Below are 24,485 nucleotides of genomic sequence, written 5' to 3' on the forward strand. Positions count from 1 at the left end.
CCACCGACCCTTCCGTTGTTGGACGCCCGCGATGCGGGCGGGTGTGCGCGGCCTGTTCACGAGGTCAGGCCCATGTCGGTGAGGCGCGCTTCCTGGGTGACGCGCGACCATTCCGCGGCGGCGAGCATCCGTTCCTCGGCGGTGGTGTCGACCAGGCGGCGGCCCGGCCACAGCTCGTAGTCGCCTGCGAGGTCGCGGTGCTGGTCCAGCCCCTGCTGGTAGAGCTGTTCGCGGCGGAAGGTCATCTGCTGCACGGGGAGTTCGGACCACAACCGCATACCGCGCGCGACGAGTTCGCCGATCCGCTCCAGCTCCTCGGGGTGTTGCCGGACATGGCGGCGGACGATCGTGGTGCCCACCGACAGATGCCGGATCTCGTCGATGCCCGCGGCGCGTTCGATCTCGGCGGCGGGTGCGTCGAAGGGCCGCCATTTGCGCTCGCTCAGCTCGGCGGTGGGCGCGAGGACCCCCTCCACCAGGACGGTGAGGGTGATCACGCCGCCGATGTAGTCGCGTTCCTTCTCCATGACGGCGAGCCCGAACTCCTCCAGGGGATTCAGGACGGCGTCCCGGTCGACCCCGGCGAGCGACTCCATGGTGGCTTCCAACTCGTTCTGTGGTACGCCCAGTTCGAGCAGGTGTCCGCGGAAGGCGTAGGCGTGCCGGGCCTCGTCCATCAGCTGGGAGGTGTAGAAGTCCATCTCGGCGAGGTCGGGGGCGTACGCGACGAGGAAGGAGATGGCGCGGGCCGCCTTCTCCTCCGCCATCGAGCGGAAGGCGAGCTCCTGCATGACGGCCTGGCGCAGCGGGCCGTCCACCATCATGTGGTCCGGGACCGGCACGTCCGGGGAGCGGCCCAGGGGATCGCCGCCGAGGGTGCCTTCCGGTACGGCCCGGAACCAGTAGCCGAGGTCGCAGCCCTCCGGTGTCAGCTCGGTGCGCAGCGCGCCTTCCAGGAGGCCCGGGGCGCGGTGGCGGTCGGCCTCCACCGGGAACTTCTCGATGGATGTGGTCATTTCAGCCTTTCTGAGTCATGGGGACGGCCGGGGCCCTGGAGCGGGTCAGACCGACTTGGTGAGGCGCATCAGCTGCCAGACGGCGCCGGGGCTCACCCGGCCCTGGAAGGCCAGGTACTCCGGTTCGATGAGCTGTGGGCGCCATTTGAGCTTGAAGGACTCCTGGGCGGCCGCCGGATAGACGGCGCGCCCCTTGGCCGCCAGCACCTCCACGCAGCGGTGCAGGAAGGCGCTGGTCGGGCCGGGTGCGGCCGTGTCCGGGCCGAGCTGGACGAACGGGGTGAAGCCGAGGTGCAGCCAGCCGCAGCCCTCGTCCTGGAACCGGCGCAGCGCGGTGGCGAACAGCAGTTCCACCGTGCCGGGCGGTGCGTCCGGGAGCCGCCGTGTGAGGTCGTACAGCCAGCCGGCGTGTTCGCCGAAGACCGGTGAGTACGACACGTAACCGACCGTCCGCCCCTCGTGGACGGCGGTGAACAGGCGCCGGTGCGGTGCGCCGGGGCCGCCGCGCTCGCCGATCAGGAACTCGAGTTCCTTGACGTGCCGGCCCTTGGCGCGCAGCCAGGCGGCGTCCACCGCGTCGAGCGCCGTGGTGACGTCTTCGCCGTCCCGCTCCCCGGCGGGCACCTCGACGACCGAAACCCCTTCTCTGCGAGCCCGGTTGACCATGTTGCGCACCTTGACCATGCGCTGTCCGCCGAGGCTGTACCCGTCGAGCGCGATGCTGAAGGAGGCGCCGAACTGGTTGACGACGAAGCCGTGTCCGGCGTGCAGTTCGGCCTGCGGGCGGGAGAGCTGGACGGCGGCGACCCGACGTCGCTCACTGCCGGCCCGCGCGAGCAGCGCGGTCAGCAGGCTCGGCTGGTCCTCCACCGCGCATACGGGGCCGCCCAGTTGGAACAGGTGTCGTCGGCCGGCCTCCCGGTACGGGACGAAGCCGTCGACACCGTCCGTGCGGAAGCGGCGGTTCCCGCTGTTCATCGCGAGGAAGGCGCTGCTGTGGCTGCCGTACCTGCGCAGCATCTCGTACGCCTCCGTGTCGGCCGGCGCCTGTGCGGCGCTCACCGCACCGCCGCCTTGTGCCAGGGGACGGTGGCGAAGTCCCTCAGCGGGCCCTGGACGGCGGGGTGCGGAACCGGCTCGAAGGACACGGTGAACGACTTGGCGAAGTTACCGAACAGCGCCCGGTCCCCGAAGAGATGGATGGGCAGCACCAGCAGCGCCCACTCCCATCCGTACGCCAGGACCCAGGCGCCGAGGACCGCGCCCTGCACGCTCAGGCTGTGCATGGTGTTGTAGAGCACGTAGTAGACGCGGGAGACCTGCTGGTCGGGGCTGCGGTGGTAGGCGAGCGCGCCCGGCAGATAGCCGATGACGTCGACGTAGGCGAACAGGACGACGGCGACCCACCAGCGCACCTCGGCCAGGTGCGCGAGGAAGAATCCCGCGGCCACCAGGAGCCCGAGCAGGTATTCGAGGCGCAGCAGCCGGTAGGTGGTGGGGGTCTGGCAGAGATTGTGGCCGTCCACGGTCACCGCCCGCCGACCGGGCTCGTCCCGTCGTCCGGGGTCGCCCCGCCCTCCGGAATCGTCGCGGTGACCAGGATCATGCTGTCCGTCTCGACCCCCGAGAACGCGGCCAGATGCGGGGCGAACCGCTCGACGGCGTACGGCAGTGCCAGCAGGTCCGCGACGCGCGCCTGCCAGCCGTGGCCGCCCCACCAGCGCTCCGCGTCCGCGAGGTGCCACACCCATGGTGTCCCCGTGCCGGACAGGGCCTCCAGCCAGGGCTTCACGAAGGGCGAGTCGGCGGTGTCGGCGTTGAGGCACTCGGCGCCGAGGCTGCTGCCCGGCGCGGAGAGCGCGCTCACCGTGCCGATCAGCCGCTCCACCGCCTCCGGTGCCAGATAGAAGAGCAGCCCCTCGCACAGCCAGGCGGTGGGCCGGCCGGGGTCGAACCCGGCGGCGAGCAGCGCGCCGCGCCAGTCGCCCAGCAGGTCGGCGGCGACCGTGGTGCGCCGGGCGGTGTCCGGCGTACGTCCGTCGACGACCCGTGTCTTGAAGGTCTGTACGGCCGGCAGGTCGACCTCGAAGACATGGGTTCCGGCGGGCCAGTCGAGCCGGAAGGCACGGGTGTCGAGCCCCGCTCCCAGCAGGACGACCTGCGCGCGTCCCTCCCGGGTCGTGGCGAGCAGGTGGTCGTCGAAGAAGCGGGTGCGGACGGCCAGCCAGTCGGGCAGCACCTTCTGCAGGACGCCGGCTCCCGGCGGGGCGCCGGCCGCCCCGGCGGCGTCCAGGAACTCGCCCGCGAGCCGGTCGTCGAAGAGGGCGTCCGTCCGCGCGGACTCCTGGGCCCGCATGCGGACGGTCCACAGGGCCGTCTCCGAGACCCCGTCCAGGGCGCCGGGAGCCGCTTCGCGCTGAGCGTCGTGTTGCTGCATGGGCATGGGTGATTCCTTTGGGCGTGCGGTTGACATGGGCTGTGGATGGGGGTGCTGACGGTGGATCGGGTGGTGGGACGGGTCAGCGGGGCGTGCGGCGGCGGTCGAGGAACAGGGCCGCCGCGCCCAGTGCCATCAGGCCGCGCGAGGGTGACCAGGGCCGCTGTCCGCCCATGGAGGAGGGCGTGTGCGGCTCGTGGAGCTGGAGCGCGAACTGGCGGTTGGCCGCGTCGGAGAGCAGCCCGCGCCACTGTTCGGGGGCGGACGCGGCGGCCGAGAGCAGGTCCATCGTGTTGCGGGCGACCTGGTCCACGGAGAAGTACTCGCGGATCAGCGCCAGGATGATCCCGCGCGCCTCCGCCTTGAAGACCTCCGCGAGGGCGATGTCCGGCGCGAGACAGCGCACCGAACCCTCCAGGTTCGCGAAGGACTTGCCAAGCAGGGAGATGGCGGGCGCCGAGCCGATGCCCCGCCGGGTCGCCTTCTCCAGGACGGTGGTCAGGGACACCCCGAAGTTGATGTCCTCCAGGGAGGCGGTGGCGACCTTGGGGACCAGCGCGGCCATGTCGGCGGCGAACGCGGGCAGGTTCGACCAGGCGGTGACCCGGCCCATGTCGGCCCACGCGTGGGCGAGACCGTGGCCGTCGTTCTGCGCGATGGCCATGAGCAGGGGCAGCAGCTGGAGGCTGGTGCGCCGGTCGAGGCGGCCGACCATGCCCCAGTCGATGAGGGTGGCCGGACCGCCGGGCAGCGCGAAGACGTTGCCCGCGTGCGGGTCGGCGTGGAACATCCGGTCGACGAAGTACCCGCGGTACATGAAGCGCAGCAGGTCCTTGCCGATGTCCGTGCGCTCCCGGTCGCTGAACGAGCGGCGGTCGAGATGACGCACGGAGGTGCCGGGCGCCAGCGACTGGATCAGCACCTTGGGGGTGGCGTGGACGACCCGGGGCACGGCCAGCGACGGATAGCGGCGGATGTTCTCGCGGGCCTCGTCCATGTTGCGGGCCTCGCCGGTGAAGTCCAGCTCGGGTTCCATCGCGTCGAAGATGGAGCCGAGCATCGCCTCGACGTCGATGACCTCGTTGAATCGGGGTGCGGTACGGGCGACGATCCGGGACGCCTTGCGCATCAGTGCCATGTCCGCGCGGACGGTGTCCCGGATCCCGGGCCGCTGGATCTTCACCACGGCGGGCCGGCCGCCGGGCAGGGTCACCCGGTAGACCTGGGCCAGCGAGGCCGCCCCGAGCGGGCGGACCGTCTCGATGTCGTCGAAGCGGCGCTTCCAGTCCGTTCCCAGCTCCTCCTGGAGCACGGGCTCGAAGAGGGCGAAGGGCTGGACGTCGACCTGGTCGTGGAGGTTCTGCAGTTCGCCGATCATGGAGGCGGGCACCATGTCGGGCCGGGTGGAGAGGATCTGGCCGAGCTTCACGTAGAACGGGCCGAGGCTCTCCAGGGCGTGCCGCACCGCCTTCGCACGGCGTGCCCCGTCCACGGAGGTGGTCCCGTCCCCGGCGGAGGCCTCGCCTTCCGCCGGGGAGTTCGGGTCCTGCCGGGACCGCCGGCGCTCCCGCGTCACCTGGCCGACCTCGTCGGCGACGAGGCTTCCCAGCACCTTCACAACCAGCCGGAGCCGACTGCCGAGCATGGCACCCATGTGTCACAACCTCCTGTGCCTGACGAGTTCCGTCGGTCATCCGTGCGATCGCCCACGCACGTGGGTCATGCGGCGCGATCACTCACCCGAGGTGAGGCGGTACGCGCCCGGTGAGCCCCGGTTCAGCGGCGGCTCAGCCGCTCTTCCTCGCCGCCGGTGCCCGCCCGGCGCCCGCCATGGCGCCGGCCACCCCCTGGACGCCCTCCAGCACGTTCACCAGGGAGGCGACGAGCTCGGAGAGCTGGGCGATCTGCCGGGGAAGCGCGGCCAGGCCCTCCGCCATGTCGGCCGCGCCCGAGACGGCCGAGGCCGCCCCGCCGGCGACCTGTCCGAGCGCGCCCAGCGGATTGGCACCGCCGAGGGCGCCGAGCGGGTTCGCGCCGCCGCCCGCGAGGGCCGCGAGCGGATTGGGCGCCCCACCGCCCAGCGCGGCCAGCGGGTTGGGCGCCGCGCCGGCCAGAGCGGCCAGCGGGTTGGCGGCGCCGAGGCCGGCCGCGGCGTTGGCCGCGTTGGCGAGTGCGGCCACGGGGTTGGCCACGCCGCCGAGGGCGGACAGCGCGCTGACCGTCCGCAGCACATCGCCGGGAAGCCCGTTCAGCGCCTGATACGGATTTCCCGGGGTGAGCCAATCCGCGGAATGCGAATCGTCGCCTTTCCGGTCGAGAATTTCATCGAATGCCTTCTTGGTGCTGTCGGCGATATCGCCGATGAAATCCTTGATGGTGTCCTGGGTGTTATTCTTGCTCACGGTCACTACCCTTTCCATCTCACCCGCACTCCCGGAATTCGGGAGCCGTTTTCGTCCCCACTCCCGGCCTGCGCCGGACGCGGGAGGAATGCGGAAATCCGTTATGCCGCGGCGCCGTCGAGAGCCCTGGCGCAGAGCAGCCGCAGCCGAGCCCGCCCCCGGGTGAACGCGCCTTCGGCCGCCTTGACCGAGATCTGGTGCATGCGGGCGAATTCCAGCGTGGAGATCCCATGTGCGCGGGCGAGGACCACCTGACGCTCCCGGCCCCGCAGCAGGTGCACCTGGCCGAGCAGCCAGCGTCCGAAGTCCTGGTCGCACACGCCTTCGTCCGGCAGCTCGGGTCCGCCCACATCCGCCGCGCGGCGCAACAGTCGCCGCCCCCGCTCCAGTTCGCGGTAGTGGTCCACACAAAGACGCAGGGCGACCGAGGTCAGAAAGGGACCGATCCGGTCCTGGTCGAGATTGCCGTGGGCGGCCGCTCTGAGCATCGCTTCCTGAACGCAGTCCTCCGCGTCCTGGGCATTCGGCAGCCGGCGGCGGACCAGCCTCATCAGTCGCTCCCGGTGACTGGCGATCACATCCCAGGAGAACTCCCGCCGCACCTCTTCCTGGGATTCGTGGCTTGCTCGATCAATCGCTCGATCGATGATTTCGCACTCATCTAAGTGGTCTAGCAATTCCCTGTGATCCATGACCCCGAGCTTGATTCCCTGGTGCGAATCGGAATGTTCGCACGGCCTATCCCCACCCGTCGCGAAGGTTCTTTTCCGAGTCAACACACCAACAAACCAGAGGGAATACGGACCACTCATCCGCATGGAAAACGGAGGACTGCGTTCCGGCGCACCCCATACCGTGCTACACATTTCATGCATGCACTTGCGGCACCTCACGTCTGCGGAAACGTCACGCCATGAGCGGGGCCGCACCAAAAGGGAGCCGAAATCACATCCGCCTCAGCGGCGCGGGGGGCGATCGCGCCAAAATCCTCGACCGCGGACGGGCACCCGGGGGCCGACCTCGGACCACGGTGAGAGTCCGGGAACGGGCCGGGCCGCCCCGAGAGGCCACCGCCACCCCGAAAGTCGTCGCGGTCGTCTGGCTCGTTCTCGCCGCCGGGCTCGGCGCCCTCTCCCCCTCGGCGGCCCCCCACCAAGAGTCGCCCGGGCGAACCGGCCGGTTGACGATCCCGCGATAAAGAAGGTCATCGGACCGGGCGGGCCGACTGGCGGCCTCCCGGACGGCCGCCCCCAGTGATACCCCAGGGGGTAAACTCAACGGCACCACCCCGAGGAGGACCCACCCCATGGCCATGTCCGTCGACGAGGAAGCCAGTACCGCGATCCTCAACCGCCTGCGCCGCGCTCAGGGGCAGCTCGCCGGCGTCATCGCCATGATCGAGGCCGGCCGCGACTGCAAGGACGTGGTCACCCAACTCGCCGCCGTCTCGCGCGCGCTCGACCGCGCCGGATTCAAGATCGTCGCCAGCGGGATGCGCCAGTGCATGGCCGCGGCCGACGACGAGACGCCCCCGATGTCCGAGGCCGAACTCGAGAAGCTCTTCCTCGCCCTCGCCTGAGCCGGCCCGGCGACGACGACACCACGGGAACGACGACACCACGAGAACGACGACACACCGACGCGACGTGGGCCACCCTGGCGGGTGACCCACGTCGCGGCTGTTGCCGGGGAGGCGTCAGACGGTGTCGATCGGGTCGATCAGCTGGTCGTGACGGCGGTGTCGTCGACGACGAAGCTGGTCTGGAGCGAGGAGTCCTCGACCCCGCTGAACTTCAGAGCGACGGTGGTACCGGCGAACGAGGACAGGTCGAAGGTCTTCTGCGTGTACCCCGTGGCCTTGTTCAGGTTGGAGTACGTCGCCAGCGTCGTGGTGCCGGCGGTGACCGTCAGCTTGTCGTACGCGGTGCTAGTGGTCGTCTCCGCGCTGTCGATGTGCAGATAGAACGTGAAGCTGGCCTTGCAGCCGGACGGGATCGTCACCGACTGGGAGAGCGTGTCGGTGTGCGTCGAGCCGTAGCCGTCCAGCCACGCCTTGTACGAACCGGCGTGCGCCGCCTGGCTGCTGGAGTTGGTGATGACGCCGCTGGTCGCGGTCCAGGTGGTGTTGCCCGACTCGAAGCCGGGGTTGCCGAGCAGCTGCGCCGAGGTGCAGGTGCCGCCGCCTCCGGAGGAGCTGACGGTCCAGGTGAAGGACGCCGTTCCGGTGGCTCCGGTGCTGTCGGTGACGGTGACCGTGGTGCTGTACGTCCCGGCGGTGGTCGGCGTCCCGGTGATCGCTCCGGTGGAGCTGTTGATCGACAGGCCGGTGGGCAGCCCGGTCGCGGCGTAGCTCAGCGAGCCGGTGTTGGTGCTGCCGGCCGAGATCTGCAGGCTCACCGCGGTGCCGACGGTGGAGGACTGGCTGCCCGGGTTGGTGACGGTCACCCCGCTCGACGGCGGCGTGACATGGCTGCCGACGTTGATGCCCGCGAAGGCGTTCGCCACCCCCGCGTACTGGGTGGAGCTCGCGCCGTACAGGGCGGTGGCCGCGTTCAGCGCGGCGGTGCGGGCGCCCGCGTAGTCGGTGCTGGACGTCATGTACGAGGTCAGCGCCTTGTACCAGATCTGCAGGGCCGCGGCCCGGCCGATGCCCGCGACGGCGACTCCGTCGGAGGTCGTGCTGTTGTACGTGACACCGTTGATGACCTTGGTGCCGCTGCCCTCGGAGAGCAGGTAGAACATGTGGTTCGCCGGGCCCGAGGAGTAGTGGACGTCCAGGTTGCCGACGCCTGAGTACCAACTGTCCGCGGAGCCGCCGTCCTTGCTCGGCTTGTCCATGTAACGCAGCGGCGTGCCGTCGCCGTTGATGTCGATCTTCTCGCCGATGAGGTAGTCGCCGACGTCGCTGGAGTTGTTGGCGTAGAACTCGACGCCGGTGCCGAAGATGTCGGACGTGGCCTCGTTGAGGCCGCCGGACTCACCGCTGTAGTCCAGGCCCGCCGTGTTGGAGGTGACGCCGTGGCTCATCTCGTGCCCGGCCACGTCGAGCGAGGTGAGCGCGTGGGTGCCGCCCGAGCCGTCGCCGTACGTCATGCAGAAGCAGCTGTCGTCCCAGAAGGCGTTGACGTACGCCGAGCTGTAGTGGACGCGCGAATAGGCCGCGACGCCGTCGTTCTTGATGCCGCTGCGGCCGAACGTGTTCTTGTAGAAGTCCCAGGTCTCCTGGGCGCCGTAGGCCGCGTCCGCGCCGGCGGTCTGGGTGTTCGAGCCGGCTCCGGTGCCCCACGTGTCGTCGGAGTCGGTCATCAACGTGCCCGTGCCCGACGTGCCGTTGTTGAGGCTGTACGTCTTGTGGCCGCCGCGCGTGGTGTCGTACAGCTGGTACGTCGAACCGGACAGCGTGGTGTTCAGCGTGACCGTGCCGCTGTACTGGGTGTTGCCCGTACCGGTCTTGATGCCCTGGTAGCGGTAGAGCTCCTGGCCGGTGGTGGCGTCGGTGATGACGTGCAACTGGCTCGGGGTGCCGTCGTCCTGGAGGCCGCCGATCACGGTCTCCCAGGCAAGCTTCGGGGTGCCGCTGCCGGCCCAGATCACCTTGCGGGCGCTGTCGGCGGTGGGCTTCTCGGCGGCCAGGGACTTGGCGGCCTTCAGCGCCTTGCTCGCGGCGGCGGACTTGGTGAAGGTCGCGGTGGTGGAGGCGACCTTGATGGTCCGCTTGTTGTTGAAGGTGCTGCTCACCGTGCCGGCGGCGAGGGAGGCCGGCGGGGTGTGCACGATCACGTCGCCGCCCAGTACCGGCAGGCCGGCGTAGGTGCGCTCGTAGCGGGTGTGGAGCGTGCCGTCCTGGTCCTTGACGACGTCCTTGACGACCAGCTTCTCCTTGGCCCCGAGGCCCAGGGTGCCGGCGGTCGCCGTGGTCTTCTGTGCCGCGCTCTTCAGCAGTGCCGAGTGCTGTGCGGGGGTGAGCTTGGCCTCCAGGCCTCCGGTGCGCAGCGGACTGGGGTGGGGGGCGGCAGGCTTGGCGGCCGCGGGGACCGTCTGTATGCCGACGGCCAGGAACGCGGCGGTGGCCGCCAGCGCTCCGGCCGCGGCCGCCTGACGGGGGATTCGTCTCACTCGTACTCCTACTGCTGCGGCCGCGCGTCGACGGCCGGTGACAGACCCGGGCAGACGGGATGTGCTGGCCGGGACGAGCTGAGCAGTGCGGGGCCCCTGCGCAGACCGTGTGAGGCCTGTCCGGCAGGTGAGGAAGAAGAATGGCAGCTTGACCTAGACATGTCATGCAGGTCGGAGGCAATCGAGGGTTAACCCTCGACGACGTTCACGTGGGGCGCACGGACGAGGTTCACCCGGGGCGCACAGGAGGCCGCCTTCACCCGGATGGCGGCGCCCGGCTGACCTCGCGACCACCTCCGGGTCGTTGGCCACCCCAGCCGCGACTTCGCCGGTGGCACGGCACCGGAGTACGCGAAGGCGGAATGGGGATAAGCCCGGAGAGCACGGCATCGCGCCGGACCGTGCCCCAGGGTCGGCATCCCTCCTTGGTAGTACGACCGGGTCGCGCATCTGCTCCTCAGGGAGAGGTGCGGGTGACCCGTGAGCACGACGCGCGTGAGCGCGGCGGCGTGGAAGCTGGTTGTACGAGTCCGAGGAGGCCGCCATGAACCGCCAGATCCGCATTCGCCCCAGCCGTCGCCCCGCCACCGAGCGCGAGGTGACGATCGACCGCAGGACACCGTCGGGCCGCCTGCTGCCCTACTGACGCGACGGCTGCCCTGCTGATCCGACGCCCGCCCTCCCCGTCCGACGACTTTCCTTACCGATCCGGCCAGTCGGCGTATCCGTTCCGCCGCGCGCACGTTGTGGGTGATGACAATGGCCACCAGACACCACGGCGAGCACTGCGCGCGGATCCGGAAGGGTTGAAAGTATGATCACCCAATGTCTGACATGACCGAGACCACGCCGGGCTGGCTGACGCCCGACGAACTCGAAAGCGCGCGCGCACGCATGCCGATCCTGTACGTCGAGGCCGTGCCGGTCCGCGTCGACGACAACGGCGAAGTCACCAGCATCGGACTGCTGCTGCGCATAGGGCCGGACGGGACGGTCAGCCGCACCGTCGTCTCGGGCCGGGTGCTGCACCACGAGCGGGTCAGGGACGCCCTCCTGCGCCACCTGGAGAAGGACCTCGGCCCGGTGGCGCTCCCCCGCATCCCGACCTCGCTCCAGCCCTTCACCGTCGCCGAGTACTTCCCCACGGTGGGCGTCACGCAGTTCCACGACCCCCGCCAGCACGCGGTCTCCCTCGCCTACATCGTCCCGGTGACCGGCGACTGCCGCCCCCGGCAGGACGCCCTCGACCTGGTCTGGTTCAGCCCCGAGGAGGCCTCGTCACCCGCGGTTCTGGGCGAGATGCCGGGCGGCCACGGAGCCCTCCTCAAGCAGGCCCTGGCCCATGTGGGCCGGCTGTCCTGACTTCGGGCCTCCGCTAGAGTCGGCGCGGTCCCCGGTCAGACATGCTGCCGCGGGGGGGGGTCCTGCGCTGGGGGATGACGGGCACGATGCGGTTCGAACGAATGCAACTGGCCGGGTACGAGATCCAGGAGGTCCTGGGCCAGGGCGGGTTCGCCACGGTGTACCGGGCGCGGCAGCTGGCCGTGGGCCGCGAGGTGGCGCTCAAGGTGGACAGCAGGGTGCTCGACTCGCCCCGCGACCGGCAGCGGTTCATGCGGGAGGTCACCGCCGCCGGACAGTTGTCCGGGCATCCGCACGTGGTCCCGGTGTACGACGCCGGGGTATTCGGCGACAACCGCCCGTACATGGTGCTCGAACTGTGCCCCGGCGGCTCCCTGGGTGATCGTCTGCACCTCCAGGGCCCCCTGTCCGTGAAGGAGGCCCGCGACATCGGCGTGGGCATAGCCGACGCGGTGGCCGCGGCGCATACGGCCGGGGTACTGCACCGGGACATCAAACCCGGCAACATCCTGATCAACCGGTACGGCGGTGTCGCGCTCGCCGACTTCGGCCTCGCGGCCATGCCCCGGCCGGACCGGGAACTGTCGGTCACTCGGGAGGCGTTGACCCCCGCGTACGCTCCGCCCGAGGCCTTCCACCTGGCCGAACCGACCCCGGCCGGCGATGTGTACTCGCTCGCCGCCACGCTCTACGCCCTGCTGCACGGCCGCCCGCCGCACTTCCCCGAGGACGGCACCCAGCTCAGTCTCGCGGAGCTCATCGTGCGGCACACCTGGCCCTACCCCGATCTGCCGGGAGTGCCGACGGCCCTCAACGAGGTGCTCGGGCAGGCCCTGGTGGCGGACCCGGCGCGCCGGCTGTCCGACGCCGGGGCACTGCGTGACGCGCTCGCCGCCGTCGATGTGGACAGCGCCGACCGGGTCGGCTTCGGGCCCGTACCCGGCGGCCTGATCACCACCGTCCCCGCGCGACGGGACACCGCGCCTCCGCCCGAGGCCGGTCCGCCGGGCACGACCACCGTCCCGGCGCCGCGGGACCCGGAGAAGAAGAGGCGGCGCCCGCAGCTGATCGCCGCGGCGGCGGCGGTCGCGGTGAGCGTGTCGGTCACCGTGATCACCTACCGGGGCGGGGGGTCCGACACCCCCAAGTCCCCCTCGACCGCGTCCCGGCCGTCCGTCACCGCGTCCACCGTGAACGCGGGGTTCGGTGGGGTGTCGACCACCACCCGGAACTGCCCCGCCGCCGCGGTCGACGGCGCGGGCGGCCGGTGCGTCACGACCCCCGAGTGCTGGAGCGGCATCACCGACATCTCGGGGACGATCACCGTCAGCCTCGCGGACTGCCGGGTGAAGCACGTGTGGGAGACCTTCGCCATCGCCCCGCTGCCCAAGGACGGGATGACGAACAACGCCCGGGACCTGATCAAGCACCCCACCGTCCAGGCACTGTGCTCGCACGAGGTCATGCTGAAGTCCAGGACGGCCACCGGACGGGCCGTCACCGGTCAGTGGAGCACCGACATCCTGCCGCCGACCGCCCAGCAGTGGGCCGACGGACTCCGCGCGTTCCGCTGCGTCGCCCACGCGGCCACGGAGGACGGGGAGATCACCGACAGCCACTTCGGGTAGGAGCGGCCGAGCGCCGACGAGCCGGTGCCCGGTCACGTCGTACGACGTGACCGGGCACCGGCCTCAGGACGGTGTCGCCCCGCCCGCTAGGCGGTCACCGGCTGGAGCTTGGCGCGGAAGTGCCGCAGGATCGGGGACTGTTCCACGATCCGGTAGCCGTGCACGGAATCCGAGTTCTTGGCGATGTTCTCCAGGGTTCTGCCGACGTGGTCGTAGTGACTGCGCGTGTAGACGCGCCGCGGCAGCGCCAGCCTCACCAGCTCGTACGGCGGGCTCTTCACCGGGTTCCCGTCCTCGTCCTCCTCGCCGAGGTACAGCGAACCCAGTTCGGCCGACCGGATGCCGCCCTCCAGGTAGAGCCGGCAGGCGAGCGCGTGCCCGGGGTACTGGTGGGGCGGTATATGGGGCAGCAACCGGCCCGCGTTGAGGTAGATGGCGTGCAGACCGGGCGGCTCCAGGATGTCCACGCCGGCGGCACGGACCCGCTGGGCCAGGTGGTCGGCGCTCTCCGCCCGCTCAGCGAGGTAGGAAGGTTCGGTCACCTCCTGGAGGCCCTGGGCGATCATGTCGAGGTCGCGTCCGGCCAGCCCCCCGTAGGTGGGGAACCCCTCGGTGGCGATGAGGAGGAGTTCGCACTTCTGGGCGAGTTCCGGATCGTTCAGTCCGATGAAGCCGCCGATGTGGACGATGCCGTCCTTCTTGGCGCTCATCACACAGCCGTCGGCCAGGCGGAACGCTTCTTCGGCGACCTGGCGCGGGGTGCGGTCCTTGTAGGCCGCCTCGTGCCGGGTGACCAGCCAGGCGTTCTCGGCGAACCGGGCGGCGTCCAGGATCAGGGGGACACCGTGCCGGCGGCAGAGTTCGGAGGTGCGCCGCAGGTTCTCCATGGAGACGGGCTGACCGCCACCGCCGTTGTTGGTGATGGTCATGACCACCGCGGCGACACGCGAGCCGGTCGTCTCGGTCAGCCCCCGCTCCAGGGCCTCGAGGTCGATGTTCCCCTTGAAGGGCTCCGCGCTGTCCAGGTTCCGCGCCTCGGCGCAGGGCAGGTCGCGGGCCACACAGCCGGCCAGCTCCACATTGGCGCGGGTGGTGTCGAAGTGCGTGTTGGACAGGACGGTGTCGCCGGGCTCGAGGAGGTTGGAGAACAGGAGCCGTTCCGCCGCGCGCCCTTGGTGAGCAGGCAGGATGTGGCGGTAGCCGGTCAGTTCCGCCACCGTGTCCCGGAAACGGTAGAAGGATCGCGAGCCCGCGTAGGACTCGTCACCGGCCATGCCCACGGCGAGCTGCGCCGAGGACAGCGCACCGGTCCCCGAGTCGCTCAGCAGATCGATGGTCACCTCCTCCGCGCGCAGATCGAACAGGTTGTAGTGCACTCGTTCGAGTGCCGCCTTGCGCTGCTGGGGGGTCGTGAGCGGGATAGGTTCGACGACCTTGATCCGGTACGGCTCCATCCTGATTTCTGCTCCTGCCTTTCCGTTTCCTACTGAGTGGAGGGTCTCGCGCGGCTCGGTACCCGCCGTGCGATGGGGGGAGAACGTCTGATGGGGCGGCTGGGCCGGCAACGGCGGTCGTACCGCGTACGCCTCCGAGGAGATGTACGCGGTCACACGGGGCGGTCGGCCACGCTCGTACACCAGCGCCAGATAGGCGATGAGCCCCACGCCGTCGTGCAGCAGGCGTGAGGTGACGGTGGCCAGCGACCGATCGAGCGCCGCGGTGTCCATGCCGTGTCGGCGCAGCACGGCCACCGCTCGCGCATAGGCCTCCCCGTCGTGCCGGACGTAGTCCCTGACCGGCACGTGGAGGGTGAAGCCGCTGGGCAGGCCGGTTCCGGACTCCGTGAAGGAGTGGCAGGAGAGCACGGGGCGCCCCTCCAGCCGTACGCCTTTACCGGCGCCGGAGTGCTGCGGCGAGCTGTCGAGACCCGCCGCGACCCGCAGGAACTCCCGTACGGTCTCGGGCCGTGGGCCGGGGTCCGTGCGGGGCAGCTCACCCACGTCGGCGGCGGCCAGGTTCCGATGGGTGACGTAGACCTTCACCCGGGGTGTCTCCCAGTCCCCGAGGTCGAGGGCGAGGAACGGATAGCCGTCGGCCTGGGGCAGCGCGGCGAACGCCTGCCGGTGGCCGAGCCTGTCCAGTGCCTCACGCACCGTCTCGGCGGCCCGATCCGCCCCGGACGCCGCCGGGTTCAGATAGACCTTGACCTTGGGGACTCCGCCGGGCCGCAACTCCAGGGCCAGCCACAGCGCCAGCGGGCCCTCGGGGACCGGCGGGAAGAACAGGTCCTCCAGCCGGTCGAGTTGGTCGGTGGCGAAGCCCCAGCGGTCCGCCATGGCCCGGACCACACGCAGTCCGACGCGCCCGTTCTCCGCCAGGCCTTCGGCGCCGTACCCCGGTTCCAGCAGCACGCGCAGGGTCGGGGGCGCGTCCGGCACGAAGGCGAGGGAGTACTCCACCGGCGTGTGGTCGTCGGACAGGAAACTCGGGTAGGTCGGCGGTTCGTCCAACGGACGCTCCGCGACGGGACCGAGACAGTCGGTCAGGACACGCGCGTAGATCTCGCCGTCGGACGGTTCGAGACCCATGGCTTGGCACAGTCGGAGTAACTGGTCGGCCACGTAACCGCCGAGCGGTTGCGTCTCCGTGACCGGTCCACCCCCTATACGGGAGGTGATCATCGGCCCTCCCGGCGGGTGGGCCTGGGAAGGAGGGCAAAAAGATACCCGCCTGTGCGGGCGGGTATCTCGCCATCCGGCTTGTGTGGTGCGACGGGTATGGCGCGGGGGTCGAAACTCCCTTGGGAGGTCTGTCGTCGGGGGCGGAGCGTGGCTGCGGAGTGCTGTGCTGAAGTGGCGTCTGTGGTCGAGGGCTCCACGACACCTCCTTTAACTTGTGATCAACACGATTGCCGCGCTCTTCCCTACCCCTCCGGTTGAACATTGATGCAGTGCGAGGATGTTGGCAGCTGTTGCGTAGCTCACGCTTTCCACCAGGACAGGAACGAACTCCACAGCCCGCCACGCTCCTGTCGGCCCTGCGCACCTCCTTGGTCGCTGTGCGCCGTGGTCTCCGGACGGTGCTGAGGGTCGGGCTGCCGGGTGGCCCGTACGGGGGTGAAACGGGCCGGAAGCGCGGCCAGCGCCCGGTTGAAGGGACCCGGACGCCAGGTCAGACTGTCCTCGGGCACGGCCAGTTCGACATCGGGCAGCCGGTTGAAGAGGTTCTCGATGGCCGTCACGGTGATGAGCCGGGCGGGGTCCTTGGCCGGGCAGGCGTGCGGTCCCGCGCTCCACGCCAGGTGGGAGCGGTTGCTGGAGGCGTGACGGGACGCCGCGAGCGCCGGGTCGGTGTTGGCGGCCGCGAAGCTGACCAGCACGAGGTCGCCCGCCGCCAGCTTCTGTCCCCCGAACTCCATGTCGGCCGCCGGGTAGTGCGGCGCGTAGTTCGCCATGGGAGGGTTCTTCCACAGCGTGGTGTCGATGGCCTCTTCGATCAACCCGCCAGCCGCGTAACGGTCGTTGGTCAGCAGCAGGTGCAGGGTGTTGGAGATGAGGTTGCGCAGCGGCTCCGCGCCGGCGCCCAGGAGCAGGACGAGCTGGTGGGCCATCTCCTCGTTGGTCAGGCGCGCCTGATGCTGCATCAGCCAGGAGGTGACGTCGTCGCCGGGCCGGGACCGCTTGAGGGCCACCAGCTCGCCCACGGCCTGGCCCAGTACCTCGTTCGCCTTCTCGGCATTCACACCGTCGAAAATGCCGGATATACCGAAGAGGACCCGGTCACCGATCTCCGCGGGGCAGCCGAAGAGTTCGTTGAACACGAAAAGCGGCAGCAGCTTGGCGTAGTCGTTGAGCAGATCGGCCGAGCCACGGGTGTGGAACTGGGCGATGAGGTAATTGGAGACCCGCTCGGCACTCTGGCTCAACCAATGCGAATCGACACGCGCGAAGCTGTCCGTGATCGCCTGCCGCAGCCGCATGTGGTCGGCCCCGTCACTGAACATGGCGTTGGGCCGGTACACCAGAAGCGGAAGCACCGGACTGTCCGGACTGATCGCACCTTCGTTGAAATCCCGCCAGCGGCGCGAGTCCTTCCGGAAGGCACCCGCGTTCTGGAGCAGTTGGAGCGCCGCCGAGTAATCCGTGACCAGGGTCGCCTCGACGCCGGGGGCGAGTTCGACCGGAGCGGTCGGCCCGTAGTGACGCATGTACTCGTAATAGGCTTGCGGATCGGCCGCGAACTCCGACCCGTGCAACGGCACCGGCTCACCCGTGGCATGAGCCGGGCAGCCGGGTGGTGGCACGGGGGCGGTGGATTCAGTGTTCATGCTTGCTCCTAGCGGGCACGGTCCTGCAAATAGTGAACGAGGGTGATCAGGGCGCTTGCTGATGAGTTCTCGTCGCGAGCGTCGCAGGTGACGACCGGGGTGTCGGGGAGCAGGTCCAGCGCCTCACGCAGCGCCTCTTCGCCACGAATCGGCGTACCGTCGAAGTGGTTCACGGCAATGGCGTAGGCGAGTCCGTACTGCTCGATCAGGTCGATGACGGCGAAGGAGTCCGCCAGCCGCTCGGGGTCGACCAGCACGAGCGCCCCGAGAGCGCCGCGCGCCATGTCCTCCCACATCTGCACGAACCGCTGTTGACCCGGCGTACCGAACAGGTACAGCACGACGTGATCACTGATCGTGAGGCGTCCGAAGTCCATGGCCACCGTGGTGGTGGTCTTGCCGTGGACGCCCTTCAGGTCGTCGATCTCCTCGGCGGCCTGCGTCATCGTCTCCTCCGTGGACAGCGGAGGAATCTCCGACATCGTCCCGACGAAGGTGGTCTTGCCCACCGCGAAGTGCCCGACGATCAGGATCTTCACGGCGGTCTGCGCCGCTCCACCTCGGACGTACGCCTTCTCATCCAAAACGGGCCCGGAGACCATCCAGCACCTCCTGAAGAATCTGCTCGTCGACCAGGCGGGCGCGCGCCACCGGCGCGCGCGTGATGAGGTAGCCGCCTTCGGCGAGGGCATTGAGAAGGATCTTCACCACGCCCATGGGCAGGCGCAGGTGTCCCGCGATCTCGGCGACCGAGAGGTAACCGCCGGAGCACATCTCCAGCAGGCTCTGTTCCTCCGGGGAGAGCCGGGCCGGCCGCTGCTGATGGTCGGCGGCCGCCGTGACCAGCGTGATCAGGGAGAACTGGTCGCCGTCGGGAAGGTCCCGGCCATTGGTGATGACGTACGGCCGCACTAACTCCGCGGCCTCGGGCTCCTGCCGCTCGGAATCGGTCACTGGCGTGCGCCGATGTTCTCGCGCGGCGGAGTCGTCAGCGCCTTGCCCAGCTGGCCGACGAGCTGCTGCATGCGGAAGGTGATCTCCCCCATCTCGACGTTGGGAGAGGCCGAGACCGCGAGGTACGCGCCGTCACCGGCGGAGATCAGGAAGACCCAGCCGCCGTCGAACTCGACGAGCGTCTGCCGCCACTTCAGATCGGACCCGTCGCAGAAGAACCCGATCGAGCGGCTCAGTGACTGCACACCGCTCATCGCGGCGGCGACGGTGTCCGCGTGGTCCCTGCCGACCCCCTTCGAGGACGCCATCAAGAGCCCGTCGGCGGAGACCAGGACCGCGTGCAGGGCCCCGGGAATCTCCAGGACGCCGTCAAGCATCCATGACAGATCGTTGTTCACGAAACCTCATGCCCTTCGCTGCTTGCGTCATGTGCGTTGCCCGTGCGGCCCGCAGGCTCCGGGAGCGCGGCTCGACCGGACTGCGTGCCGCGCTGGAAGGCACCCATGATCGAGGCGGTCTCCTCTTCGGAGCGGATCGGGGTGCCCGTGGTCATGGGGGCGCCCGTGGTTTCGGAACTCGGCGGCACGATGGCCATGGCCCGCCTGCGGCGGCGCTTGGGAAGACCGTCGGCGGTCGTGGACACGGCCGCGGCGGGTTCCGGGCCGCTCGGGTTCAGCGAGGGAACAGTGCTCACAGTCTGTGCTCGCTCCTTTGGTTGCGGCATGCTGGTGAGCAGCTCGTCCGGCAGCAGTACCACCGCTCGCACACCCCCGTAGGGAGAGGTCGAGTCGACGGACACCGTGAAGCCGTAGCGCTCACAGAGCACACCGATCACCGCGAAGCCGAACTGCGGAGGATTGCCGAGCCCGGAAACACCCGAGGCCCGCTCACTCGACAGGAGTTTCGCCGCTCGGGCCTTCTCCTCCTCGTTCATGCCGACACCGGCGTCGTCGACGACGATGCAGATACCCTTCGGGACGGCACGGACATTGATCTCGACACTGGTTTCCGGTGCCGAATAACTGGTGGCGTTGTCGAGCAGTTCGGCAAGGGCCAGCGCCACCGGTTCGACGGCCCGGTTGGTGACCGCGAAATCGACCTGCGAAAGAATTTCGACCCGCTGGAAGTGCCGGATCCTTCCCTGTGCGCTGCGGACCACGTCGTAAACCGACGCGACGTCACGCTGTCGTCCCAGCCAGCCTTCGCAGAGCACCGCGATGGACTGGGCGCGCCGCCCGAACTGCGAGTTCATGTGGTCGATTTCCAGGAGGTCCTGGAGAATCACCGACTCGCCATACTTGCTCTGCAGTTTGGAAATGGCCAACTGCTGTTCGGCGGCGAGACCCTGAAGCGTCCGCATCGCCGATTTGAGCGCGGTTCTCGTTGATTCCTCGGCTTGCTCCTGAGCCTTCTTCACCGAGGCCGAATATTGATTCTCAAGCTCAGCGTAGTGATCCCTGAGTTCTTGATTTCCCTGCCTTAAACTCCGCGCAGAGCGCTTTCCGCGAATAATGGCGGTAGCTGCAAGCGGAGTACCAGCGATAAGAGCCCAGAGAGCCGGGTCCTGCATGTATTGCGTCATAAGACTCTCTTCAAGCGACCGACAGCCAGCTACTGAATTCCGTCAGCGCGGCGGGCTGACAGCCCACTGCGCAGGGTTTACCGTCCGGGCCACACGGTTGGCCAGAAGAGTCGTTTGGCCAGAAGAGTCGTTTTGTGCACATAGCCCGCTCGGCAAGTGCGGCGATCGTATCATCGCCCCAACTGATGACGGACCGTCAATATGAGGAGCAGTTGCGAACATTGATGAGTAGTCAGATCCTCAACGACATCCGAAAAGGGGGCTCTGCGGCTTTCGTCAATCAGTGCCCGGAGTGGACATCGGGGAGCGGATCGCGCCGAACGGGCGCGGGGGGACCCCACGCCCGCCGGGCTCGCGTTCAGTGCAGGTCGGCCGGCTCCTGGCTGTCGTCGAGGAAACCGCCCGACTGGTGCTGCCACAGCTTCGCGTAGGCGCCTTCCGCCGCGAGCAGTTCCTGATGCGTGCCCTGCTCGATGATTCGTCCACGGTCGAGGACGACGAGCCGGTCCATGGTGGCGACCGTGCTCAGCCGGTGCGCCACGACGAGCGCCGTCCGGCCCTCCATGAGCCGCCACAGCGCTTCTTGTACGAGGATCTCGCTCTCGGAGTCCAGCGCGCTGGTCGCCTCGTCGAGCAGCAGGATCGGTGCGTCGCGCAGGATCGCCCTGGCGAGTGCGACCCGCTGGCGCTGTCCGCCGGACAACTTGACCCCGCGCTCGCCCACCATCGTGTCGAAGCCGTCCGGCAGCGCGTCGGCGAACTCCGTGACATGCGCCGCCTCGGACGCGCGACGGATCTCGGCCTCGGTGGCGTCCGGCCGGGCGAAGGCGATGTTGTCCCGCAGTGTGCGGTGGAACATCGCCGGGTCCTGCGGCACATAGGCCATCAGCCCGCGCAGGTCGGCCTGGCGCAGTCTGCTGATGTCCTGCCCTCCGATCAGGATGCGGCCGGAGTCGATGTCCGTCATCCGCAACAGCAGCCGGGCCAGCGTGGTCTTGCCCCCGCCGGACCGGCCGACGAGACCGATCTTCGCCCCGCTGGGCACCGCCAGGTCGAGTCCCTCGAAGAGCGGCTCCGCGCCCGCGTGGGCGAAGGTCACCTGCTCGAAGCGGACGTCGGCGGCCCGGGAACGCAGCGATTCCGGCACCTTTGGGTCGAGCACGGTCGGCGGCTTCAGCAGCAGCTCGGTGAACTGCGCGGCCTCCGTCATCGAGCTCTCCAGGCGGCGGTAGATCTGGTTGAACTCGAACATGATCCGCGTCGCGTTGCTGTAGTACGTGAAGGCGACCACGACCGCCTCGACGCCGTGGCTGCCTCCGCCGAGCGCGACCGCGAGCAGCAGGCCCAGCGCGTTGGTCAGCACGGACATCGGCGCGACCAGTGTGTCGATGCGCAGGTTGCCGTAGTCCCACGACCTCAGCATGAGCCGCCGCGAGGCCGCGACCCGGGACCGGTGCTCGGCGGCCTCGCGCTCCTCGGCGGCGAACGCCCGGACCGTGTCCATGTTCATCAGGCTGTCGGCGACATGGCCCGACACCCGGGCAATCGCCTCCTCGCGCTGGTCGACGAGCGCCTGACGGCGGCGGATGAGGGGCAACACGCACAGCGCCGTCAGCGCGATCATCGCCAGGAGTCCGACGACGAGCAGCGGTTCGTAGCGCCACAGCACCACCGCCCCGAACACCAGCGGTACGAAGCTGCCCACGACCTGGAACGTCATCGTGTCGACGAACTCCTCGAAGCGGGAGGCGAAGCTCAGCACCCGCTTGGTCAGTGACCCGGCGAAGTTGTCGTGGAAGAACGCGGCGTCCTTGGCGAACAGCTCGTCCATGCCGATGACGTACAGCTGTTCGATGCCGAGGGCGTCGAGGCGGTTCAGGCAGTGCAGGCCGATGCGCCACAGCATCTCCGCGAGCAGCAGGACGCCGGCGAAGCCGAGGACGTACGGCAGCGCTGATCCGATGGAGATACCGGCGTCGCCGGCGATCCGGCCGACGAGCTTCGCGACGATCAGAGGCGCGACGTAGTTGATGCCGATGTTGCCGAGCGCCGGCAGCAGCATCGCGGGGGCTGTCAGCCGTCGAAGCCGGGCCAACTCCCGTCCGTAATAGCGAAGGGCGAGGAGCACCGAGCCTTTGCCCGGTGAACCCTCGCGCGATTCAGGCGATCCCATCCCAACCCTGTGTTGTCGTGCGGCAGCCTGCCGCGTGCTTCTCCGGGGAGATTCCGTTGCCTCAGTGGCCGTGTGGAGATTCGGTTTCGAGTGAGCGCGTTCGCTCGGGTCGTCCTCCGACAGGCGAGGTACGACGACGGGCCCCGCGCGGGCTCGTGGCGACACCCACGTGCGAGTACGGCGGGCCAGGAATCGCAGTGTCCCGCGTGGGCTCTCGCGCAGTCCAAGCGTTTTTATCGGCCAATGGCGCACGTCGCACGCCTGCTCGACTCTTGCCGAACCCTGCGCGAGATCCTCGCCGACCCACGGGTGAGCGCCGACATCGGTGGGCCGGGATACCCGCACACCACGGAGGCCATGAAGGCGCACGCCACCGAGATGGAGCCGTCGATCAACAACACCGACGGCGCCGAACACTCCCGGTGGCGCCGGATGCTGACGAGCTCGTTCACCCGCCACCGCATGGAGAAGCTCCGCCCGGCGATCCAGCAGATCACCGACGACCTCATCGAGAAGATGCCACCGACCTCATCGCGGCCCTGCCCCTGCCGTCGCTGATGATCTGTGAACCGCTCGGAGTGCCCTACGAGGACCACGAGTTCTTCCAGGAGCACGCCGGCGTCACCAACGCGCGGTTCAAGACACCGGAAGAGGCCGCCGAGACGACGAGGGAGCTGCGCCGCTACATCTCCGGGCTCATCGAGGCCAAGATGGACGACCCCGCCGAGGACGTCCCGTCCGATCTCGGCGCACGCGTCAAGGAGGGCGATCTCAGCCTGGCGCAGGCCGCTCCCCTGGGACACATCCTGCTCGTCGCCGGCCACGACACCAGCGCCAACATGATCACTCTGGGCACCGCGCTTCTGTTCCAGAACCCCGACCAGCTCGCGGCCCTGCGCGAGAACTGCGACGACCCGAAGTTCGTGGCGAACGCCGTCGAGGAACTGTTGCGCTACCTCACCATCCCGCACCTGCTCGCACGACGAGCCGTTGTCGAGGACATCGAGATCGACGGCGAGACCATCCGCGCCGGTGAGGGCGTCAGCGCGGCCCTGCCGGCCGCCAACTGGGATCCGCTGGCGTTCCCCGAGCCCGAGAAGCTCGATCTCCCCCGCCGGGCGGCGCACCATGTCGCGTTCAGCTGGGGCCCGCACCAGTGCATCGGGCAACAGCCGGCCCGTATCGAACTCCACATCGTGTTCCGCACCCTGTTCCGTCGGGTGCCGACCCTGCGGCTCGCGGTCGACGTCTCGGAGTTGAAGTTCAAGGAGGACTCGCAGGCGTACGGCATCTACGAGCTGCCCGTCACCTGATAGCTCCTGGAGGACCGTGAAGGAGCGGACACGACAAAGGCCGTCTCCTCATCGCCGAGAAGACGGCCTCCGACCTGCTGTGAAGCTGGTCGGGACGACAGGATTTGAACCTGCGACCCCTTGACCCCCAGTCAAGTGCGCTACCAAGCTGCGCCACGTCCCGTTGCCCGCCTGACCTGGGGTTTCCCCTGGCCGAACGCGCACGGAAACAATACCGCACTCGGGGCGATGGTCGCGCATCCGTTTATTCGGGGCCGACCGGGGCGCGGGGCCACGGGGCCGACCGGGGCGCAGGGTCACGGGGCCGCGCGGGAGAAGACTCCGAGACAGCACTTGACCTGAAGTTTGATTGAGGTTGCACGATCGTCGGCATGACGATCACCGAGGCACAACGCCGGCACCAGTACCAGGACCTGCCCCGTCTGATGGGGCTGATGACCGGCGACGAGAAGCACGGACCCGCGGCGACGTCCACGCTGGACGCGCTGTGGGTGCTCTACGACCGGGTTCTGCGGGTCGGGCCCGAGCGGATGGACCATCCGGAGCGGGACCGGTTCCTGCTCTCCAAGGGGCACGGGCCGATGGCGTACTACGGGGTGCTCGCGGCCAAGGGCTTCGTGCCGGTGGAGTGGCTGTCGGACTTCGGCGCGTACGACTCACCGCTCGGACACCACCCGGACCGGGTACTGGTACCCGGCGCCGAGATCGGCAGCGGGTCGCTGGGGCACGGTCTGCCGATCGCGGTCGGCACCGCGCTGGGCCTGCGGGCGCAGGGGCTGGGCGAGCCCCGTGTGTGGGTGCTGATCGGCGACGCGGAGCTGGACGAGGGCAGCAACCACGAGGCGATCGCGTACGCCGGGCCGGCCGGTCTCGACCGGCTGCACACCGTAGTGATCGACAACTCCTCCGCCAGCCATGCCCGGCCCGGCGGTATCGCCGCCCGGTTCGAGGCCGCGGGCTGGTCCGCCCTGACCGTCGACGGCCGTGACCACGAGGCGCTGTACTCCGCCTTCACCGCGCCCCACCCGGGTCGCCCGCACGTGGTCGTCGCCCGGGTCGAGCCCAAGTCCGCCTGAGACACCTGAGGCATCTGCGGCACCCGAGGCACGCAAGGCACATGAGGCACGTCAGGCATCTGCGGAGCCGGACGCTCCCCTCTCCTCATCCCGTACGCC

Annotated in this window: 21 protein-coding genes and 1 tRNA gene; 6 read left to right on the forward strand and 16 right to left on the reverse strand. The window is 69.4% G+C overall.

The annotated features are described in order from the left end of the window. Positions 1-56: 56 nt before the first annotated feature. The 7 genes from SMIR_RS00570 to SMIR_RS00600 all read right to left on the reverse strand — a co-directional run bounded on the left by SMIR_RS00570 (position 57) and on the right by SMIR_RS00600 (position 6,457). Positions 57-1,016, reverse strand: coding sequence for a ferritin family protein (locus SMIR_RS00570; protein ID WP_168498309.1), 960 nt, complete (start codon positions 1,014-1,016; stop codon positions 57-59). A 45-nt stretch (positions 1,017-1,061) separates the two neighbouring features. After that, positions 1,062-2,078: an MprF family protein gene (locus SMIR_RS00575; RefSeq protein WP_348774766.1), complete on the reverse strand. Its 1,017-nt coding sequence runs from the start codon at positions 2,076-2,078 to the stop codon at positions 1,062-1,064. Next, complete coding sequence (locus SMIR_RS00580) at positions 2,075-2,542, reverse strand: hypothetical protein (RefSeq protein ID WP_168498307.1); 468 nt, start codon at positions 2,540-2,542, stop codon at positions 2,075-2,077. The genes SMIR_RS00575 and SMIR_RS00580 overlap by 4 nt, the downstream gene beginning before the upstream one ends. Before the next feature lie 2 nt (positions 2,543-2,544). Then, positions 2,545-3,459 carry an SAM-dependent methyltransferase gene (locus tag SMIR_RS00585; protein ID WP_248003291.1) on the reverse strand — a complete coding sequence of 305 codons (915 nt, stop codon included), beginning with the start codon at positions 3,457-3,459 and terminating at the stop codon, positions 2,545-2,547. Positions 3,460-3,535: 76 nt separating this feature from the next. Beyond that, positions 3,536-5,107: an ABC1 kinase family protein gene (locus tag SMIR_RS00590; protein ID WP_168498305.1), complete on the reverse strand. Its 1,572-nt coding sequence runs from the start codon at positions 5,105-5,107 to the stop codon at positions 3,536-3,538. Positions 5,108-5,240: 133 nt separating this feature from the next. After that, positions 5,241-5,855, reverse strand: a complete 615-nt coding sequence (locus SMIR_RS00595) for a hypothetical protein (protein WP_249938307.1) — start codon at positions 5,853-5,855, stop codon at positions 5,241-5,243. A gap of 101 nt (positions 5,856-5,956) precedes the next feature. Beyond that, positions 5,957-6,457, reverse strand: a complete 501-nt coding sequence (locus tag SMIR_RS00600) for an RNA polymerase sigma factor (RefSeq protein ID WP_283959582.1) — start codon at positions 6,455-6,457, stop codon at positions 5,957-5,959. A gap of 710 nt (positions 6,458-7,167) precedes the next feature. Between SMIR_RS00600 and SMIR_RS00605 the strand changes: the two genes are divergently transcribed. Continuing rightward, positions 7,168-7,434 (forward strand): metal-sensitive transcriptional regulator, encoded by a 267-nt coding sequence (locus tag SMIR_RS00605; RefSeq protein WP_095857593.1) that lies wholly within the window; start codon positions 7,168-7,170, stop codon positions 7,432-7,434. 140 nt (positions 7,435-7,574) lie between these two features. Here SMIR_RS00605 and SMIR_RS00610 read toward each other — a convergent pair whose 3' ends face one another. Further along, on the reverse strand, positions 7,575-9,971 hold the full coding sequence (locus SMIR_RS00610) for a M4 family metallopeptidase (protein ID WP_168498301.1): 2,397 nt from the start codon (positions 9,969-9,971) through the stop codon (positions 7,575-7,577). Positions 9,972-10,805: 834 nt separating this feature from the next. Between SMIR_RS00610 and SMIR_RS00615 the strand changes: the two genes are divergently transcribed. Continuing rightward, complete coding sequence (locus SMIR_RS00615; protein ID WP_168501474.1) at positions 10,806-11,333, forward strand: NUDIX hydrolase family protein; 528 nt, start codon at positions 10,806-10,808, stop codon at positions 11,331-11,333. Between the two features lie 86 nt (positions 11,334-11,419). Further along, complete coding sequence (locus tag SMIR_RS00620) at positions 11,420-12,961, forward strand: serine/threonine-protein kinase (protein ID WP_248003288.1); 1,542 nt, start codon at positions 11,420-11,422, stop codon at positions 12,959-12,961. Between the two features lie 86 nt (positions 12,962-13,047). On the opposite strand, the gene SMIR_RS00625 is transcribed toward SMIR_RS00620, so the two are convergent. From SMIR_RS00625 to SMIR_RS00655, 7 genes are all read right to left on the reverse strand, one after another. Continuing rightward, positions 13,048-15,549 (reverse strand): tryptophanase, encoded by a 2,502-nt coding sequence (locus SMIR_RS00625; RefSeq protein WP_212726299.1) that lies wholly within the window; start codon positions 15,547-15,549, stop codon positions 13,048-13,050. Positions 15,550-15,941: 392 nt separating this feature from the next. After that, complete coding sequence (locus SMIR_RS00630; protein ID WP_168498297.1) at positions 15,942-17,288, reverse strand: cytochrome P450; 1,347 nt, start codon at positions 17,286-17,288, stop codon at positions 15,942-15,944. 8 nt (positions 17,289-17,296) lie between these two features. Then, positions 17,297-17,890 carry a GTP-binding protein gene (locus SMIR_RS00635; protein ID WP_168498295.1) on the reverse strand — a complete coding sequence of 198 codons (594 nt, stop codon included), beginning with the start codon at positions 17,888-17,890 and terminating at the stop codon, positions 17,297-17,299. Beyond that, on the reverse strand, positions 17,865-18,242 hold the full coding sequence (locus SMIR_RS00640) for a DUF742 domain-containing protein (protein WP_054232691.1): 378 nt from the start codon (positions 18,240-18,242) through the stop codon (positions 17,865-17,867). The genes SMIR_RS00635 and SMIR_RS00640 overlap by 26 nt, the downstream gene beginning before the upstream one ends. Then, complete coding sequence (locus SMIR_RS00645) at positions 18,239-18,640, reverse strand: roadblock/LC7 domain-containing protein (protein WP_101402195.1); 402 nt, start codon at positions 18,638-18,640, stop codon at positions 18,239-18,241. The genes SMIR_RS00640 and SMIR_RS00645 overlap by 4 nt, the downstream gene beginning before the upstream one ends. Beyond that, positions 18,637-19,824: a sensor histidine kinase gene (locus SMIR_RS00650; protein WP_168498293.1), complete on the reverse strand. Its 1,188-nt coding sequence runs from the start codon at positions 19,822-19,824 to the stop codon at positions 18,637-18,639. The genes SMIR_RS00645 and SMIR_RS00650 overlap by 4 nt, the downstream gene beginning before the upstream one ends. Before the next feature lie 358 nt (positions 19,825-20,182). Then, positions 20,183-21,997 (reverse strand): ABC transporter ATP-binding protein, encoded by a 1,815-nt coding sequence (locus SMIR_RS00655; RefSeq protein WP_168498291.1) that lies wholly within the window; start codon positions 21,995-21,997, stop codon positions 20,183-20,185. A 243-nt stretch (positions 21,998-22,240) separates the two neighbouring features. Here SMIR_RS00655 and SMIR_RS43160 point away from each other — a divergent pair, with 243 nt between their 5' ends. Both SMIR_RS43160 and SMIR_RS00660 read left to right on the forward strand, forming a co-directional pair. After that, the gene (locus SMIR_RS43160; RefSeq protein WP_249938308.1) at positions 22,241-22,555 is read left to right on the forward strand and encodes a cytochrome P450 family protein; all 315 of its coding nucleotides are present in this window, start codon (positions 22,241-22,243) and stop codon (positions 22,553-22,555) included. Beyond that, a complete protein-coding gene (locus tag SMIR_RS00660; protein WP_248003286.1) occupies positions 22,555-23,310 on the forward strand; it encodes a cytochrome P450 in 756 nt (251 codons plus the stop codon). Before SMIR_RS43160 ends, SMIR_RS00660 begins: the two co-directional genes overlap by 1 nt. An 86-nt stretch (positions 23,311-23,396) precedes the next feature. Here SMIR_RS00660 and SMIR_RS00665 read toward each other — a convergent pair. Continuing rightward, positions 23,397-23,473, reverse strand: a tRNA-Pro gene (locus tag SMIR_RS00665). A 208-nt stretch (positions 23,474-23,681) separates the two neighbouring features. Between SMIR_RS00665 and SMIR_RS00670 the strand changes: the two genes are divergently transcribed. After that, positions 23,682-24,386, forward strand: coding sequence for a thiamine pyrophosphate-binding protein (locus SMIR_RS00670; protein WP_168498288.1), 705 nt, complete (start codon positions 23,682-23,684; stop codon positions 24,384-24,386). Positions 24,387-24,485: the final 99 nt, after the last annotated feature.

It is taken from the genome of Streptomyces mirabilis (assembly GCF_018310535.1).
GTDB lineage: Bacteria > Actinomycetota > Actinomycetes > Streptomycetales > Streptomycetaceae > Streptomyces.